16 protein-coding genes are annotated in these 15,143 nt (G+C 63.1%); 7 read left to right on the top strand and 9 right to left on the bottom strand.

All coding sequences use genetic code 11. The features are described from left to right. Nucleotides 1–38: 38 nt before the first annotated feature. Nucleotides 39–1,124 (top strand): Zn-dependent alcohol dehydrogenase, encoded by a 1,086-nt coding sequence (locus ABNX08_RS31720; protein ID WP_022539761.1) that lies wholly within the window; start codon nt 39–41, stop codon nt 1,122–1,124. 12 nt (nt 1,125–1,136) lie between these two features. Here the strand turns inward: ABNX08_RS31720 and ABNX08_RS31715 are convergent, their stop codons facing one another. After that, complete coding sequence (locus ABNX08_RS31715) at nt 1,137–2,537, bottom strand: carotenoid oxygenase family protein (RefSeq protein ID WP_022539760.1); 1,401 nt, start codon at nt 2,535–2,537, stop codon at nt 1,137–1,139. A 212-nt stretch (nt 2,538–2,749) separates the two neighbouring features. Here ABNX08_RS31715 and ABNX08_RS31710 point away from each other — a divergent pair, with 212 nt between their 5' ends. Continuing rightward, nucleotides 2,750–3,688: a LysR family transcriptional regulator gene (locus ABNX08_RS31710; RefSeq protein ID WP_022539759.1), complete on the top strand. Its 939-nt coding sequence runs from the start codon at nt 2,750–2,752 to the stop codon at nt 3,686–3,688. 15 nt (nt 3,689–3,703) lie between these two features. Here the strand turns inward: ABNX08_RS31710 and ABNX08_RS31705 are convergent, their stop codons facing one another. Continuing rightward, nucleotides 3,704–4,360 carry a GntR family transcriptional regulator gene (locus ABNX08_RS31705; protein ID WP_022539758.1) on the bottom strand — a complete coding sequence of 219 codons (657 nt, stop codon included), beginning with the start codon at nt 4,358–4,360 and terminating at the stop codon, nt 3,704–3,706. A gap of 81 nt (nt 4,361–4,441) precedes the next feature. Between ABNX08_RS31705 and ABNX08_RS31700 the strand changes: the two genes are divergently transcribed. Genes ABNX08_RS31700 through ABNX08_RS31690 form a run of 3 tightly spaced genes read left to right on the top strand, consistent with a single transcriptional unit; the run spans nt 4,442 to nt 7,381 of the window. Further along, complete coding sequence (locus tag ABNX08_RS31700; RefSeq protein WP_022539757.1) at nt 4,442–5,203, top strand: enoyl-CoA hydratase/isomerase family protein; 762 nt, start codon at nt 4,442–4,444, stop codon at nt 5,201–5,203. A gap of 27 nt (nt 5,204–5,230) precedes the next feature. Continuing rightward, nucleotides 5,231–6,205: a tripartite tricarboxylate transporter substrate binding protein gene (locus tag ABNX08_RS31695; RefSeq protein ID WP_022539756.1), complete on the top strand. Its 975-nt coding sequence runs from the start codon at nt 5,231–5,233 to the stop codon at nt 6,203–6,205. Between the two features lie 15 nt (nt 6,206–6,220). Then, entirely contained in the window at nt 6,221–7,381 is a 1,161-nt protein-coding gene (locus ABNX08_RS31690) for a CaiB/BaiF CoA-transferase family protein (RefSeq protein WP_022539755.1), read from the top strand. 22 nt (nt 7,382–7,403) lie between these two features. Here the strand turns inward: ABNX08_RS31690 and ABNX08_RS31685 are convergent, their stop codons facing one another. Together ABNX08_RS31685 and ABNX08_RS31680 are read right to left on the bottom strand one after the other, a co-directional pair. Further along, the gene (locus tag ABNX08_RS31685) at nt 7,404–7,910 is read right to left on the bottom strand and encodes a hypothetical protein (RefSeq protein ID WP_022539754.1); all 507 of its coding nucleotides are present in this window, start codon (nt 7,908–7,910) and stop codon (nt 7,404–7,406) included. Between the two features lie 27 nt (nt 7,911–7,937). Further along, on the bottom strand, nt 7,938–8,627 hold the full coding sequence (locus tag ABNX08_RS31680) for a helix-turn-helix transcriptional regulator (protein ID WP_022539753.1): 690 nt from the start codon (nt 8,625–8,627) through the stop codon (nt 7,938–7,940). A gap of 356 nt (nt 8,628–8,983) precedes the next feature. Between ABNX08_RS31680 and pstS the strand changes: the two genes are divergently transcribed. Beyond that, nucleotides 8,984–10,003 carry a phosphate ABC transporter substrate-binding protein PstS gene (gene pstS, locus ABNX08_RS31675; protein ID WP_022539752.1) on the top strand — a complete coding sequence of 340 codons (1,020 nt, stop codon included), beginning with the start codon at nt 8,984–8,986 and terminating at the stop codon, nt 10,001–10,003. A gap of 65 nt (nt 10,004–10,068) precedes the next feature. On the opposite strand, the gene phoU is transcribed toward pstS, so the two are convergent. From phoU to ABNX08_RS31650, 5 genes are read right to left on the bottom strand one after another with little or no spacing between them, the layout of a single operon-like run. Next, nucleotides 10,069–10,776: a phosphate signaling complex protein PhoU gene (phoU, locus tag ABNX08_RS31670; RefSeq protein WP_022539751.1), complete on the bottom strand. Its 708-nt coding sequence runs from the start codon at nt 10,774–10,776 to the stop codon at nt 10,069–10,071. Nucleotides 10,777–10,790: 14 nt separating this feature from the next. Further along, complete coding sequence (gene pstB, locus ABNX08_RS31665; RefSeq protein WP_022539750.1) at nt 10,791–11,651, bottom strand: phosphate ABC transporter ATP-binding protein PstB; 861 nt, start codon at nt 11,649–11,651, stop codon at nt 10,791–10,793. After that, nucleotides 11,645–12,568: a phosphate ABC transporter permease PstA gene (gene pstA / locus ABNX08_RS31660; protein WP_022539749.1), complete on the bottom strand. Its 924-nt coding sequence runs from the start codon at nt 12,566–12,568 to the stop codon at nt 11,645–11,647. The genes pstB and pstA overlap by 7 nt, the downstream gene beginning before the upstream one ends. 10 nt (nt 12,569–12,578) lie before the next feature. Next, on the bottom strand, nt 12,579–13,535 hold the full coding sequence (pstC, locus tag ABNX08_RS31655) for a phosphate ABC transporter permease subunit PstC (RefSeq protein WP_022539748.1): 957 nt from the start codon (nt 13,533–13,535) through the stop codon (nt 12,579–12,581). 59 nt (nt 13,536–13,594) lie between these two features. Beyond that, complete coding sequence (locus ABNX08_RS31650) at nt 13,595–14,587, bottom strand: PstS family phosphate ABC transporter substrate-binding protein (protein WP_022539747.1); 993 nt, start codon at nt 14,585–14,587, stop codon at nt 13,595–13,597. Nucleotides 14,588–14,768: 181 nt separating this feature from the next. Between ABNX08_RS31650 and ABNX08_RS31645 the strand changes: the two genes are divergently transcribed. After that, a complete protein-coding gene (locus ABNX08_RS31645; protein WP_022539746.1) occupies nt 14,769–15,134 on the top strand; it encodes a helix-turn-helix transcriptional regulator in 366 nt (121 codons plus the stop codon). Nucleotides 15,135–15,143: the final 9 nt, after the last annotated feature.

Raw genomic sequence — 15,143 nt, 5'->3', positions numbered from 1 at the left:
TATGGTTTTCCGCTTCGTTGCGTGTGCAAAGGAGCTCCATGAAAGCCGCTGTCCTGCATCAACCCAAGACCCCGCTCGCGATCGAAGACGTTGCCATCGGCAAGCCTGGCCCGCGTGAAGTGCTGGTGCGCACCGCCGCCGTGGGCGTGTGCCATTCGGACCTGCACTTCCTCGATGGCGCCTACCCGTACCCGATGCCGGCTATCCTCGGCCACGAGGCCGCGGGTGTGGTCGAGCAGGTTGGCTCGGAAGTGCGCACGGTCAGGCCCGGCGATCACGTCATCACCTGCCTGTCGGCCTACTGCGGCCATTGCGAGCATTGCCTGACCGGCCACCTGTCGCTGTGCACCGAGCCCGATACGCGCCGCCGCGAGGGCGAGGCGCCGCGCCTGATGGCGCGCCAGGGCGGGCCGATGAACCAGTTCCTGAACCTGTCGGCGTTCGCCGAGCAGATGCTGATCCACGAACACGCGCTGGTGGCGATCCGCCGCGACATGCCGCTGGACCGCGCCGCGCTGATCGGCTGCGCGGTGACCACCGGCATGGGCGCGGTGATCCATACCGCCAAAGTCCAGCCGGGCGAAACCGTGGCCGTGATCGGCTGCGGCGGCATCGGGCTGGCCACGGTCAACAGCGCCGCGATTGCCGGCGCCGGGCGCATCATTGCCATCGATCGCGTGCCGGCCAAGCTGGAGCTGGCGCGCAAGTTCGGCGCTACCGATGTGATCGACGCAGGCAATGCCGACGTGCCCGACGCGGTGCGCACGCTGACCGGCGGCGGCGTGCACCACGCCTTCGAGGCCATCGGCCTGAAGCAGACTACCGAGCAGGCCTTCGCCATGCTGCGGCGCGGCGGCACGGCCACGATGATCGGCATGATCGCGCCGGGCGTCAAGATTGAACTGAAGGGCAGTGATTTCCTTGCCGAGAAGCGCATCCAGGGCTCGCTGATGGGCTCCAACCGCTTCCCGGTGGACATGCCGCGCATGGTGGACTTCTACATGGCCGGCAAGCTGCACCTGGACGAGCTGATCGCGCAGCGCCTGCCGCTGGAACGCATCAACGACGCCTTCGACGAACTGCGCCGCGGCGAGCTGGCGCGCTCGGTCATCATGTTCGGGTAAGCCGGGCGCGGCTCAGGCGGCCGGACGCCAGCTGCCGTGGAAGCCGAACGGCACGCGGTGCGACAGGTGGACCAGCGCGACCGGGCCGGTCTCGATGGCACTGGCGTCGTAGACGGCGAGGTCGCTGCGATGCTCGGCGCCGCGGTACACCGTGGCCAGCAGCCAGCCGTCGCCTTCCGCGCTGTCCGGCGCGCGCGGCACGAACACGGGTTCGGACACGGCATCGCCCGCTGGCAACTGGTGCGTGCGGCGCGTGTTGGTGCGCAGGTCCAGGTGCACCAGCGTGTCATAGGTGCCGCGCTCCGTGGCTCCGTGCTGGCGCGATGCGAAATAACCGTGGCGGTAGGACCGTGTTGAAAAGCGTTCGTCGATGCGCGGGAATTCGCCGGGCATGTCGTCGATCCATGCGCGCGTGAAGCTGTCGGTGTTGCCGGCCAGGTCGAAGCTCCAGCGGCACAGGCGCGCGCGGTTGTCGGCGCCCTCCGCGGCGGCGTTGAACAGCGGCGCGCTCTCGTACTGCATCACGTCTGCAACGATGTGCTCGCCTTCTTCCCACGCATTCATCACGTGGAACACATAGCAGGGCTCGCCGCGGAACCAGCGCAGCTGCGCCGGGCTGCCGCCGCGCGGCATGATGCCGATATGCGTGCCCAGGTGCGGCTCCCACGCATAGGCGGGCTCGCCGCGCACGGCGCGTTCCATGCTGCCGGTCAGCGGCATGACCGGGAACAGCACATGGCGCTGCGTAACCATGAAGTCGTGGATCATGCTGGCGAAAGGCGCCTCGAAGTGTTCCAGCCGCGTTAGACGCCCGTCGCCGTCGACCACGCCGTAGCGCATGGTTTTCGTGAACGGCCCGGTGGCGGCATAGGCAAAGAACACCATCTCGCCGGTGACCGGGTCGATCTTGGGGTGCGCGGTCATGGCGCCGGGCAGCTTGCCGCCATAGCTGCAGTTGCCGCGCGTGGCCAGCGTGTGCGGGTCCATCTCGACCGGCAGGTCGGCTTCTTCCAGCGCCAGCAATTTGCCCGCATGCCAGACGATATGGGTGTTGGCGACGCCGTCTTCCTGCCCCTGCACCGACGGATCGGTGGTGCCCGGGTTGCCCCAGCTGCCGAACAGCGCGTGCCCGGCGGCGCGTTCGCGCCCGAACTTGTTGGTGCGCACCCAGCGGTTGTTGTAGCGCACGCGCCCGTCTTCGAGATGGAAGGCATGGACCATGCCGTCGCCGATAAACCAGTGGTACTGGTCGTCCCGCGGGGCATGCTGCGGGTTCGGGCCGTTGCGGTAGAGCGTGCCGTGCAGCGCGCGCGGCAGCTCGCCGCTGACGGGCAGGTCGTGTGCGTCGCACTCCATCAGGATCGGCGCGAAATTGCCGGCCAGGCAGGCGAGGGGCGGGAAGGGCTGGGTCATGGGGCGGGTCTCCGGCAACACATGTCGAAGATTAGTCGCCAGGCGCCGGGCCGGTGTAGGTCTTCAGGAGGGAATGCCTGGAAACCAGCCTGTAGCGTGCCGCCGGCCGCCTGCGCCATTGTTCGCCCTGTGGGACAATCGCGGCGCAAGCGCCGCCTTCCTGACGCCCACGCCGGAGCGGGACCGGCGGCGCTGCAACGACGAGGCGCCGCATGAAGACAATCGAATGGAAGGACTGGGAAATTTTCTGCCGCGTGGTAGAGGGCGGTGGCTTCACCCAGGGCGCCGAACTGGCTGAGGTTCCCAAGTCGTCCGCCAGCGCCGCGGTGGCGCGGCTGGAAAGCCAGCTCGGCATCCGCCTGTTCGAACGCACCACGCGCCGCGTGCGCGTGACCGAGCGCGGCCAGCGCCTGTACGAGCGCGTCGCGCCGCTGTTTGCCGAACTGCACGAGATCAGCGCCGAGGCCGCCTCGGTCAGCGCGGAAGTCAGCGGCCTGTTGCGCATCTCCACCCCGTATGAAGTCGGCTCGCAGCACCTGTCGGAAAGCCTGACGCGCCTGCTGCGCGCCCATCCTGCCCTGCGCGTGCAGGTCGACGTGAGCTGGGATCAGCCCGACCTGATCCGCCACGGCTATGACCTGGCGTTCGTGATGACCAATACCGGCCTGCACGACACCTCGTTCGCCAGCAAGCGCGTGGTGCTGATCGACCGCGGCTTCTTTGCCGCACCGGCGCTGATCCGTGCGCGCGGCCTGCCGCGCACGCCGCAGGACCTGCAAGGCTGGCCGACGCTGGGCCATCCCGAGGACAAGTATTGGGAATTCCTGCGCGACGGCGTGGAGATCGCGCGCGTGGATGTCGAACCCCGCATCTGCACGCACAACGCCGAATTGCGGATGAAGGCGGCCATCGACGGCCTGGGCGTGGTGCGGCTGTCGCCGCGCCTCGTGCAGGACCAGGTCGGGGAGGGGCAGCTGGTGCGGGTGCTGCCGGCCTATACCTCGTCGCCGCTCAAGGTCTATGTGCTGATGCCGGCGCGCAAGCTGATGCCGGCCAGCGTGCGGGTGTTCCTGGACGTGCTGGAACAGACCCTGGGGGTGCCCGACGCGCGCCGGCCGGCGCCGCGCAAGCGGGAGACGACGGCGCTGTAATGCCTGAGGTCCGGCCTATGCGGCTTCGACACCCGCGAGCAGCACCAGGTCAGCAATGGCCTTGCCTCCGGCCGAGATATGGGTACGCATGGCCTCCGCCGCAGCATCCGGATTGCCGGCGACCACCGCCTCGACCACATAGCCGTGCTCCCGATATGAACTCGGCACGCGCGCATCGTTGATCAGCCCCTTCTGCTGCCAGTAGATCGCCAGCCGCCGGCGCAGCTGGACGATCTGCTCGGACAGGAACGGGTTTGCCGCGGCCTGGTACAGCACGTCGTGGAACTTGCGGTTCGCCTCGATGTAGCCCGCCGTATCGCCTGCCGCCACATGCAGTCCGGCGGCCTCGTGTGCCTGCGCGAGTACCTTCTTGCCCGCCGGCGAAATCCTTTGCGTCGCCAGCCGGGCCACCACCCCTTCCATTTCCGCGAGGGTCTCGAACATGGCCACCAGCTCAGCGGCGCTGGGCTTGTGCACGAACATGCCAGCGCGCGGCACGATCGTGATGAGCCCCTGCGCGGCCAGCATCAGCAGCGCTTCCCGAACCGGGGTCCGCGAGCTGTCGAACTTGTCGGCCAGCGCTTTCTCGTCAATCTGCGCGCCCGGGCGCAAGGCGCCGGTCTGGATGGCGGAAACGACGCTTTCTCTAATCTGGTCTTGTAGCGATTGCACGGGTATACACCTGTTTGTCCCATATCAGAAATATCTGTAGGCTTCATGAATATATCAGATGGCCTATGGAGATATTACGGGATGGATGATAACGCACCACTGCTGACTTTTGACGGTCCGGTCGCAACGATCTGCCTGCGTCGCCCGGAAGTCGCCAATCGCCTCAGTCCCGGCGACCTCGGGCGGCTGCGCGAGCACATCGACGCAGTCAATGCGATGGAACGGGTGCTGGTGCTCCGCTTTGTCAGCTCGGGCAAATATTTCTGCAGCGGCTATGACATCGGCGCCCTCGCCGGCAAGTCGGACGAAGGCGCCCTGAACTTCGGCGAGGTCATGGACGCCATCGAGGCGGCCCGCCCCGTCACCATCGCGGCCATCAACGGCGGCGTGTATGGCGGCGCTACGGATCTCTGCCTGGCGTGCGACTTCCGTATCGGCGTACCCGGCTGCGACATGTTCATGCCGGCGGCGCGGCTGGGCCTGCACTTCTATCGCGGCGGCATGGAACGCTATGTGTCCCGGCTGGGATTGAACGCCGCCAAGCGCCTGTTCCTTACGGCAGACAAGATCGATGCGCGGGAGATGCTGCGCATCGGCTTCCTCACCGAAATCGTTGACCCCCCGATGCTGCAGGCTCGCGTGGACGAACTGTCCAGCCAGCTTGCCGGCATGGCGCCGATCGCCCTGCTGGGAATGAAGACACACCTGAACGCCATTTCCCGTGGCGCGCTCGATGCCGACGCGCTGCAGCGGGACATGCATCGCTCGGAAACCTCCGCGGACCTCCGCGAAGGCGCGACTGCGTGGAAAGAAAAGCGCAAGCCGGTATTCAACGGAAAGTAGCACCACAGCTACGGAGGAGACGACCCCATGACGACGACCGCAATCCACCTGGCGGCGCTGGCCGCATTGGCACTGGCCGTGTCGGCCCACGCCGCGCCGGTTGACTACCCGACCAAGCCCATCCGCCTGGTGATTGGCTTCCCCGCCGGTGGCGGCGCCGACAACACGGCGCGCCTGTATGGCGACGCGCTCAGCCGCGAGCTGGGCCAGCCCGTGATTGTGGACAACAAGCCCGGCGCCGGCACCACCATTGCCGCGGAGTTCGCCGCCAAGGCGCCGCCGGACGGCTATACCCTCTACATCGCCACGGCCAGCCTGATGGGCGGCGACAAGGTGCTCTACAAGAACATCAGGTACCAGCCTTCGGACTTCATCCCGATTACCCGGCTGGTGGCGGCGCCGATGATCCTCGCGGTCAACAAGGACACCGGCATCAGGAATGTGGCCGAGCTGGTGGCGCGGGCCAAGGCGCAACCGGGGGCGCTTAACTACTCCTCTTCCGGCAACGGCGTGATTACCCACCTGGCCGGCGTCCAGTTCACCAGGCTGGCCGGCGTGCAGATGACGCACGTGCCCTTCAAGGGCGGGGCGCCGTCGGCGCAGGCGGTCGCTGCCGGCGACGTGCAGCTGACCTTTGGCACCGCACCGTCGGTCAAGCCGATGATCGACACGGGCAAGGTCGTCGCCATCGCCGTGACCTCCGGCCAGCGCTCGCCGGCCAACCCGCAGTTGCCGACCATCGCCGAAGGCGGGGTCAAGGGCTATGACCTGTCAGCCTGGTATGGACTGTTTGCCCCGGCAAAGACTCCCCCGGAGATCATCGACAAGCTGTTCGCCGCGACCAGGAAAGTCATGGCGGATCCCGAACTGAAAAAGCGGTTCCTGGCGCAAGGCGATGAGGTCTCGGTATCGGGCTCGGTGGCGGAGTTCCGCGAGTACGCGGCGCGCGAAGGCAGGCTCGGTGTCGACCTGGCGGTCTCGAGCGGCGCAAAGATCGACTAAACCACGGAGAGCGTAATGACAACAGCAAGTGGCCAACTCCCCCTCGCGGGACTGACCGTGGTGGACCTGACACGGGTGCTCGCCGGCCCGTACTGCACGATGATGCTTGCCGATCTGGGCGCGCGGGTGATCAAGATCGAGAACCCGGCCGGCGGCGACGATTCGCGGCAGGTCGGCCCGTTCGTCGACGGCGAGTCGGCCTACTTCGCGTCGATCAACCGGAACAAGGAATCGATCGCGCTCGACCTCAAGAACCCCGACGACCGCAAGGTGCTTGACCGCATGCTCGCCACGGCGGACGTGCTGGTGGAGAACTTCCGCGCCGGCGTCATGGAGAAGCTGGGGTACACCTGGGAAGCCCTGCACGCCCGCTACCCGCGGCTGGTCTATGCCTCGATATCCGGCTTCGGGCAGACCGGCCCGTATCGCGCCCGCCCGGCCTACGACATGGTGGTGCAGGCCATGGGCGGGCTGATGAGCGTGACCGGCGAGGCGGGCGGCAATCCGGCGCGGGTGGGCGTTTCCATTGGCGATATCGGGGCCGGCCTGTATGCGACCATCGGCATCCAGTCGGCGCTGCTCGAGCGGGTGCAAACCGGCCTCGGCGAACGGGTCGACATTTCCATGCTCGATTGCCAGGTCGCACTGCTGGAAAACCCGATTGCCCGCTATTCCGCGACCGGGGGCGTGCCCAAGCCACTCGGCACCCGGCACCCGTCGATTACCCCGTTCGACATGTTCGCCACCAGCGATGGCTTTATCGTCATCGCGGTCGGCAACGACGCCTTGTTCGCGAAGCTCTGCGACGCGCTCGGCCGTGGCGAATGGGCGCAGGAAGAACGCTTCGCTACCGTGCCGGCGCGCAACGAGCACCATGTCGCGCTCAAAGCCTGCCTGGAACAGCGGCTCGCCGACGCGTCCACGGCCGAATGGGAGGCGGTCCTTGAAGCCGCGGGCGTGCCGCATGGCCCGATGAACAGCGTGCCGCAGCTGGTCAGCAATCCGCATGTCCAGTCGCGCGGGATGATCCTCGATATCGGCATTGGCGACGGCAAGGCGCTGCAGGTGGCCGGCAACCCGGTCAAGATCGGGACGGTCGAGGCGCTTTCAGGGGTACGGAACCCGCCTGCGCTGGACCAGGACCGGGAGCGGCTGCTGGCGGAGTTCTGCGGCTGACGGGCGGACGGACCCGCGCGCCTCAGTACGGCTGGTCCGCCGGCCGGATCTCGAAGCGCAGCGTCTCCGCGATATCCAGCATCTCCTCATCGTCCTCGCTGCGCGTGATCCACCCGCCGTAAGTGTCGCCGTCGGTGTCCCATTGCCACAGCGTATAGCCGGCCACGCGCAGCTGGTTGTGCGCCGCCTCCATCAGCTCCGGCACGCTGGTGCCCTCCAGGAAGGCCTCGTCCTCGGGATCGTCCGTGCCCCAGTCGAGTTCCAGGTCCATCCGCTCGCACAGCTGGTTCAGGCAGCCGATAAAGGACTGGCAGTCCTTCCAGTCGACAAAGAAGCCGGACTGCCAGTCGATGACCTCGCGGATCACCCAGAGCAGTTCCTGGCCGTCGGTGTCATCGTCCTCGGCGTCGAGCAATGCATCCTCGAACATCGCCAGCTGCGCCGAGGTCTGCGCGCTGTCGCCAAGATTGATAAGGGCGAAGAAACGCGCGATGGCGTCCTGCGTGTCGTCGTCCAGTGATGTGGCCATGATCGTCTCCTGAGGCTGCGCGGTCTGCTATGCCGCGATGCGCATGATCTCGCGTTGGCCGGCCGGTGTCACGCGCAGCGCACGCGAGGTGCGCGTGGTCTCCACCCAGCCGCGCTCCAGCAGGCTGCCCAGCAGCGCCGCGCCCAGCGCGCCGCCCAGGTGCGGCTTGCGTTCGCTCCAGTCCGGGCAGGTGCAGGCGAACTGCCGCCGCTTGCGCCGCGCCGCGTCCACGTCGATGCCCAGCCCGGCCAACGCCTGCGCGCCGTCGCCGCCCAGCTCCACGCGCTGCGCGGCCAGCACCAGCCAGCCGGAACGGGTCATCCGCTCGAACAGGCCCACCGCCAGCTCGCCCGCCAGGTGGTCATAGCAGGTGCGCGCCTGGCGCAGCGCCGCCGGTGCCGTGCGCGATACCGACACGTCGCGCAGCCTTGGCGGCTTGCTGGCCAGCGAGGCCGACGCCAGCGCCTCGATCGCTACGCCGATCTCGGGCGCGGCCAGCCGGTAGTAGCGGTTGCGCCCGCGCGTCTCCACCACCAGCAGGCCGCCCTCGCTCAACCGCGCCAGGTGGCCGCTGGTCGATGACGCCGACAGGCCGGCGATCAGTGCCAGTTCGCCCGCCGGGCGCGCACTGCCATCCATCAGCGCCCACAGCATGGCCGCGCGGCCGGGATCGGCGAGCAGGCCCGCCAGCTGGCTGATGCCGGGTGCGTAATCCATGGTTTGGCTCCGGGTGAAATGTGTAATGCGGAGTATAGAGCCGGGATGGGGTTGTTGACCTCGGGGAATAAAGTCCTTCCAAGGGAATAAAGTGCTTGCAGCGGGAATAACAGTTTTACCGAATCAACACCCATCGGCCGAGGCTCGGCTTGCGACATATCGGTGGCCCGGGAATGTACGAGAGTTGCAGCTTGCGAGCATGTGCGCGCCAAAATCTGCTGGCGCTGTCATTAAAGATTCACGATGCATGTGCACCACAGCGGAGTCGACAGAACTATACTTTCATTTCCATTATGCTAGAGATGTGGAATCGTGTGTTTGTCGCATTGCGTCATTGCGTTGGAGGGTAACCAAACATGAGGAAGCAAGCCTTCAGGCTCGTGGTGGGCGCTATCATCCTCGCGGCTGCCGCTGGCGCGGCTCGCGCAACCGAAGTAACGGGTGCGGGCTCAACCTTTGTCTACCCTATCCTTTCTAAATGGTCATCGGACTACGAGCAGGTGTTCGGCCACAAAATCAACTATCAGTCCGTCGGGTCTAGCGCAGGTATTGCACACATCAAAGCCGCCACAGTCGACTTTGGTGCCAGCGACATGCCGCTATCGGCCAACGGGTTGGCTTCCTTGGGGATAGGGCAGTTTCCTTTCGTCATTGGAGGCGTAGTACCCGTGGTCAACATCGACGGCGTGGTTCCTGGCAAGATTCGCTTCACCGGACCACTGCTAGCCGACATATACCTCGGAAAAATCACGATGTGGAACGACCCGGCGCTCGCGAAAGTGAACCCCGGCTTAGCGCTCCCAGCGGCAAAGATTACGGTGGTGCATCGCTCGGACGGCTCCGGTACGACATTCAACTGGGTGAACTATCTGACGAAGGTCAGCCCCGAATGGAAAAGTCGGGTCGGGGAAGGTACCGCGGTGGACTGGCCTACTGGCGTTGGCGGCAAGGGCAATGAAGGTGTTGCTGCCTATGTGAACCGGCAGAAGAATTCTATTGGCTACGTCGAGTTTGCCTATGCGCGGCAGCAGAAGATGGCATATGGTGTGGTGCAGAATCGGGCTGGCAATTTCATTGAACCCAGTGCCAAGGCGTTCCAGGCGGCTGCGGTCACCGCTGACTGGTCAAAATCGAAAGATTTCGAACTGGTGATGACGGATGCCAGTGGCCCGGAGGCTTACCCGATTACCGCAACGGTCTTCATCCTCATGCGCAAGCAGCCGAAGAGTGCAGCCAAGTCCAAGGTTGCGCTGGAGTTCTTCAAATGGACCTTTGAGAACGGGCAAAAACAAGCCGAGGCGTTGGACTATGTTCCATTGCCTGCGGCTCTGGTCGCTCAAATTGAGTCTTACTGGTTGACTAGTTTCAAGTTCTAACGCGGATGATTTCCAAGACTCTGCGCGCGCACCAAGGAGTCAGCGCCGGGTGTCGGCCTGCGCGGTCATTGTTTCTGCGCCTCCTGCTCAAGGGCCTCCTGTGTGAGGTGTCGGACGTCAGTGCCCTTGACGATATAGATGGTGAACTCGGCGATGTTTGTGGCGTGGTCACCGATGCGCTCGATAGCCTTGGCGATGAAGAGGTAGTCCAGCGATACTGATATCAGCTTCGGGTCTTCCATCATGTAGCGCATGAGCTTGCGGACGAAGCCTCGAAACTCCTCATCCAGGGCCGGGTCCTTCCGACCTATCATTGCTGCCTCACTCGCATCAAGCCTTGCAAAGGCATCCAGGGCCTTGTGCAGCATTTCAACAGCCAGTGCGGCCGAGACGCGGACCTCTGAAAAGTCGATGGTGGAATGCGAGACTTGGCCAATGATGCGCTTCGCGCGCTTTGCAATTTTGTAGGCTTCGTCCCCGACACGCTCCAAGTTCGTGATGGTCTTGGATATCGCCATGAGTAATCGCAAGTCGCGCGCAGTGGGCTGGCGGCGGGCAATGATATAGCTGCAATGGGCATCTATCTCAATCTCCTGCCGATTGACACGTTGTTCCGCTGCGATGACGTCATCAGCAATGGCTATGTCGAAGGTCTCCAACGCGCGGATAGCCGATTGAACCTGTGCCTCGACCAGTCCACCCATCAGCAAAACTTCCGTGGAAATATCGGTGAGGTCGGTTTCAAACTGGCTGGACAAATGCTTCTCGGTCATACTGCTTCCCCAAGTCAGCCGAAACGGCCGGTGATGTAGTCCTCCGTTGCTTGTTTACCTGGTTTCAGGAAGATTTGATTGGTCTCGCCATACTCGACAAGTTCGCCCAGATACATATACGCTGTGTAGTCGGAAACACGGGCGGCTTGCTGCATGTTGTGGGTCACGATGAGAATCGTGACGCGCGACCGCAGTTGACTGATAAGTTCCTCGATGCTGCCCGTTGCAATCGGGTCCAAGGAGGAAGTTGGCTCATCAAACAATAGAATCTCGGGGTCGGTCGCCAGGCACCGCGCGATGCACAGACGCTGCTGCTGTCCCCCGGAAAGCGCGGTACCCTGTGACTGCAACCGGTCCTTCACTTCGTCCCATATGGCCGCTGCACGTAGCGCCTCCTCAACACCCTCATCAAGCCTCGAGCGGCTCTTTTCACCCCGCAGCCGCAACCCGTAAGCGACGTTCTCGTAGACGGACTTGGGGAAGGGGTTCGGCTTCTGAAACACCATGCCAATGCGCATCCGTACTTCAATGGGGTCGACTCTGGGGTCGAGGATGTTGGTGTTGTCCGGATATAGCCGGATGCTGCCCTCATACCGGTTGCCGGGATACAGGTCGTGCATGCGGTTGAATGAGCGTAGAAGTGTCGATTTGCCACACCCAGACGGTCCAATCAAAGCGGTCACACGCTTCTCCTGGATAGGAAGATTGACTCCCTTCAAAGCATGGAACGCGCCATAGTAGAAGCCGAAGTCGATGGCAGCCGCCTTGACTGTTGACGGTTCCAGGGCGTGAGGTATAAGCCCTGGCGAAAAGTTATTGCGTGCAGGAGCGGCGGGTTCCCGCTGGCCTTCCGCGGGCATGGTGTTGCTTACCATTTGATGGCCTTCCTCAGACGATAGCGAATCCAGATGGCGAGTGCATTCATCGAAAGTGTCATCAGAACCAGGATGAAGCCGGCGGCCGCGGCGTTCCGTTGAAAGGCCTCTTCGGGCCGGGATGTCCAATTGAACATCTGAATCGGCATGACGGTGAATCCCGACCAGAGCCACTCGAAATTGAGCCAAGGGAAATCTGGCGAAACGGGGGACTGCGGCAGGAATGCGATGAAGGTCAGCGCCCCGATGGTGATGATGGGCGCAGTCTCACCGATGGCCCGCGACATGCCAATGATGACACCGGTCATGATACCGGGCATGGAATACGGCACGATGTGGTCACGGGTGACCTGCCAGCGAGTGGCTCCCAGTGCATACGCGCCCTCACGGATATGCTGCGGGATGGCTCGAATCGACTCGCGCGTAGCGACAATGACGATGGGGAGGATAAGAAGAGCGAGCGTCAAGCCGGCAGACAGGATGCTCTGACCGAACCCAAAGCCATAGACGAAGATGCCCAGGGCAAGCAGCCCGTAGACAATGGACGGAACACCAGCGAGGTTGGTGACATTGATTTCGATGATGTCGGTAACCAGGTTCCTGGGCGCATACTCCTCCAAATATGTGCCGGCAGCGACGCCCAGCGGAACGGCAGTGACTGCGGTGACAAGCATCACCAGCAGGGAGCCAACCCAGGCGGAAAGGATGCCAGCCTGTGGGGCTCGTCTCGAAGGAAAATTCGTGAAGAACTCGGGAGTGAGGCGCTCCCAGCCCGTATAGGCCATCTGGAGGAAGAGCGCGACGAAGGTCAGCACGCCCACAAGCAACGCGAGAAACCCTGCGATGGCGAAGAAGAGGTCCCATCGCTTGTTGGTCCTGATGATGCTGCGAATGGCATCGAGCGGCGGCAGTGGCATGGCGTGCCCCTCAATAGGCTTCGCGATAGCGACGGCGGATGACGTGGCCGAGGATGTTGAAGAGCAACGTCATCAGCATCAGCGTCAGACCGGCGGCGAAGATGGACTGATAGCCGATGGAACCGTGAGGCAGGTCACCTAATGCTACCTGCACAATGTAGGCGGAGATGGTCGCAGCAGGCTCCAGCGGATTCATCGTGAAATTGGGCTGCATGCCGGCGGCCACCGCAACAATCATGGTTTCACCGACCGCGCGAGAGATACCCAGGATGTAGGCCGAGAGAACGCCGGACAAGGCTGCCGGTACGACGACCCGCATAGCGGTCTGGAACCGTGTGGCGCCCATCGCGTATGAACCCTCTCGCAAACTCATCGGTACGGCGCGCATGGCATCCTCGGCTAACGAACTGACGTAGGGGATGATGGCGATGCCCATCACGAGCCCGGCGGATAGCATATTGAAGCCGGGTAGGGAAGGTATCCACGCTTGTAGCAGCGGAGTAACCACGGTGAGTGCAAAGTAACCGTAGACGATAGTCGGGATGCCGCCGAGCAATTCCAGGAACGGCTTAATGACTTCCCGAAGCGAGGGATTCGCGAACTCGGAGAGGTAGATGGCGATGGTCGTGCCGAGAGGAATTGCTACGGCCAGGGCTACCAGCGAAGTGGTCAATGTGCCGAGGAGCAACGGAAGGATGCCGTAGCGAGGTTCGGAGAAAAGCGGTGCCCACAGCGTATCGGTGAAGAAGTCCCCGACCGGGATATTGGCGAAAAAGTGGGCTGATTCGCTAACCAGTACCCACACGATTCCCAGCGTGGTAATAACCGAAACCGAGGCAGCAAGGAACAGAATGAATTCAATCAGGCGCTCAGTGGTATTCCGGAAGGCTTTCTTGGCGAGTCGCTCACTGACCACATGCGAGGTCACGTCATCCGCTGAAGTGGTAAGGGTTGAGGAGTCCGGCATAGGAGCCTTCACACGAGCGTTATGACTGGGCGCGGACTGATGCGCGCGCCCGACGACCGTTACAGCTTTGCTTCGCGGGCTAGTACAGACTCGATAGTTGCACCGACGTCCGCTTCGCCGCCGAAGACCGTGCCGAGCTTCTTCCTGGCCAGGTGTTCAGCGGCTGTCGTGTAGGCCTTTGCCGGCAGAGGCACGTATTTCACCTCTGCAGCCAACCGCTCACCGTTCTGCAAATAGTAGGTCACGAACTCCTTGACCTCAGGCTTGTCGAGAGACTTCTCGTTGACGTAGATGAAGATTGGTCGCGAGAGGGGATTGTAGGAGCCATCAATGACGCTCTTCTCGCCCGGAAGAACAGGCTTGCCAGCCTTGTTCACAATCGGCACAGCCTTGAGTTTGCTCTTGTTTTCTTCGTAATAGGCGTAGCCAAAGTAGCCGATGCTATTCACATCGCGCGAGACGCCCTGGACCAGAACATTGTCGTCTTCCGAGGCGGTGTAGTCACCGCGCGAAGCCTTGGCTTTGCCAACAACGGCTTCAGTGAAGTAATCGAAAGTACCGGAATCGGAACCTGCGCCGAACAGCTTCAAGGGCGCGTCGGGGAAGGATGCGTCAACTTGCTTCCAGGTAGTGACCTTGCCCTGCGCCGCTGGCTCCCACATCTTCTTGAGCTGCTCGACGGACAGTTGCTTGACGAATGTGTTCTTCGGATTGACCACCACCGTCAGCGCATCGAAGGCAATGGGCAACTCGTAGTACTTGATACCAGCCTTGGCGCAGGCCTCCATCTCCTGTTTGAGGATGGGTCGGGAGGCATCTGTAATATCAGTTTCGCCCCGGCAGAACTTCTTGAAGCCACCCCCGGTTCCTGAAATTCCGACGGTGACCTTGATGGCATTTTTCTTCGCCTTCTGAAAGTCTTCTGCAACGGCTTCCGTGATGGGATAAACGGTGCTCGAGCCATCGATTTTCACGATAGCCTGGCCATGCGCGGCATGCGAACCTACAGTTAGCGCTACTGCCGCGAGGACGGAGTGAGAGGAGAGGCGCATCACGGACTCCCTGAGCAAATGAGTGGACAAGGCCAGGTTAGGAAGTACATTTCCATAAATCTAGGCGTATAGAAGCATGGGCTCGACATATGGCGACGAGATGACCGTCCAGACGCCGGAATGACATGCTGCGCTCCAGCGTTGCGCTATCGGTCTCAAGGGCCCTACATTTCAACAAATGATGAAGAGCGAAACTGCAGTTGCGGCTCTGGCTGCACTTGCCCAGACCTCCCGACTTTCCATATTCCGTCTCCTGGTCCAAGCGGGTCTTGACGGTGTGAATGCCGGCCGCATTGGCCAAGAGCTAGGCGTGCCGCCGGCGACACTATCCTTCCACTTGAAGGAACTTGTGCACGCTGGCTTGATTGCGAGTACGCAGGAAGGGAAGTTTGTTATCTACCGCGCCCAGTTCGACCGTATGTACGAGTTGATTGGGTTCCTCATGGAGCACTGCTGCGACGGGCATCCCGAAGACTGCGGCATGGCTGGCGTCCAATGCACGCCAAAGAGTGCCAAGCGGACGAAGCCAGCTGTCGAGGCTGCCTGATAGGCCGTT

The organism is Cupriavidus sp. DF5525 (assembly GCF_040149425.2).
GTDB lineage: Bacteria > Pseudomonadota > Gammaproteobacteria > Burkholderiales > Burkholderiaceae > Cupriavidus > Cupriavidus pickettii_A.
Note: the sequence above shows the minus strand (reverse complement) of the source record. Positions and strands in the feature narration are given on the sequence as shown.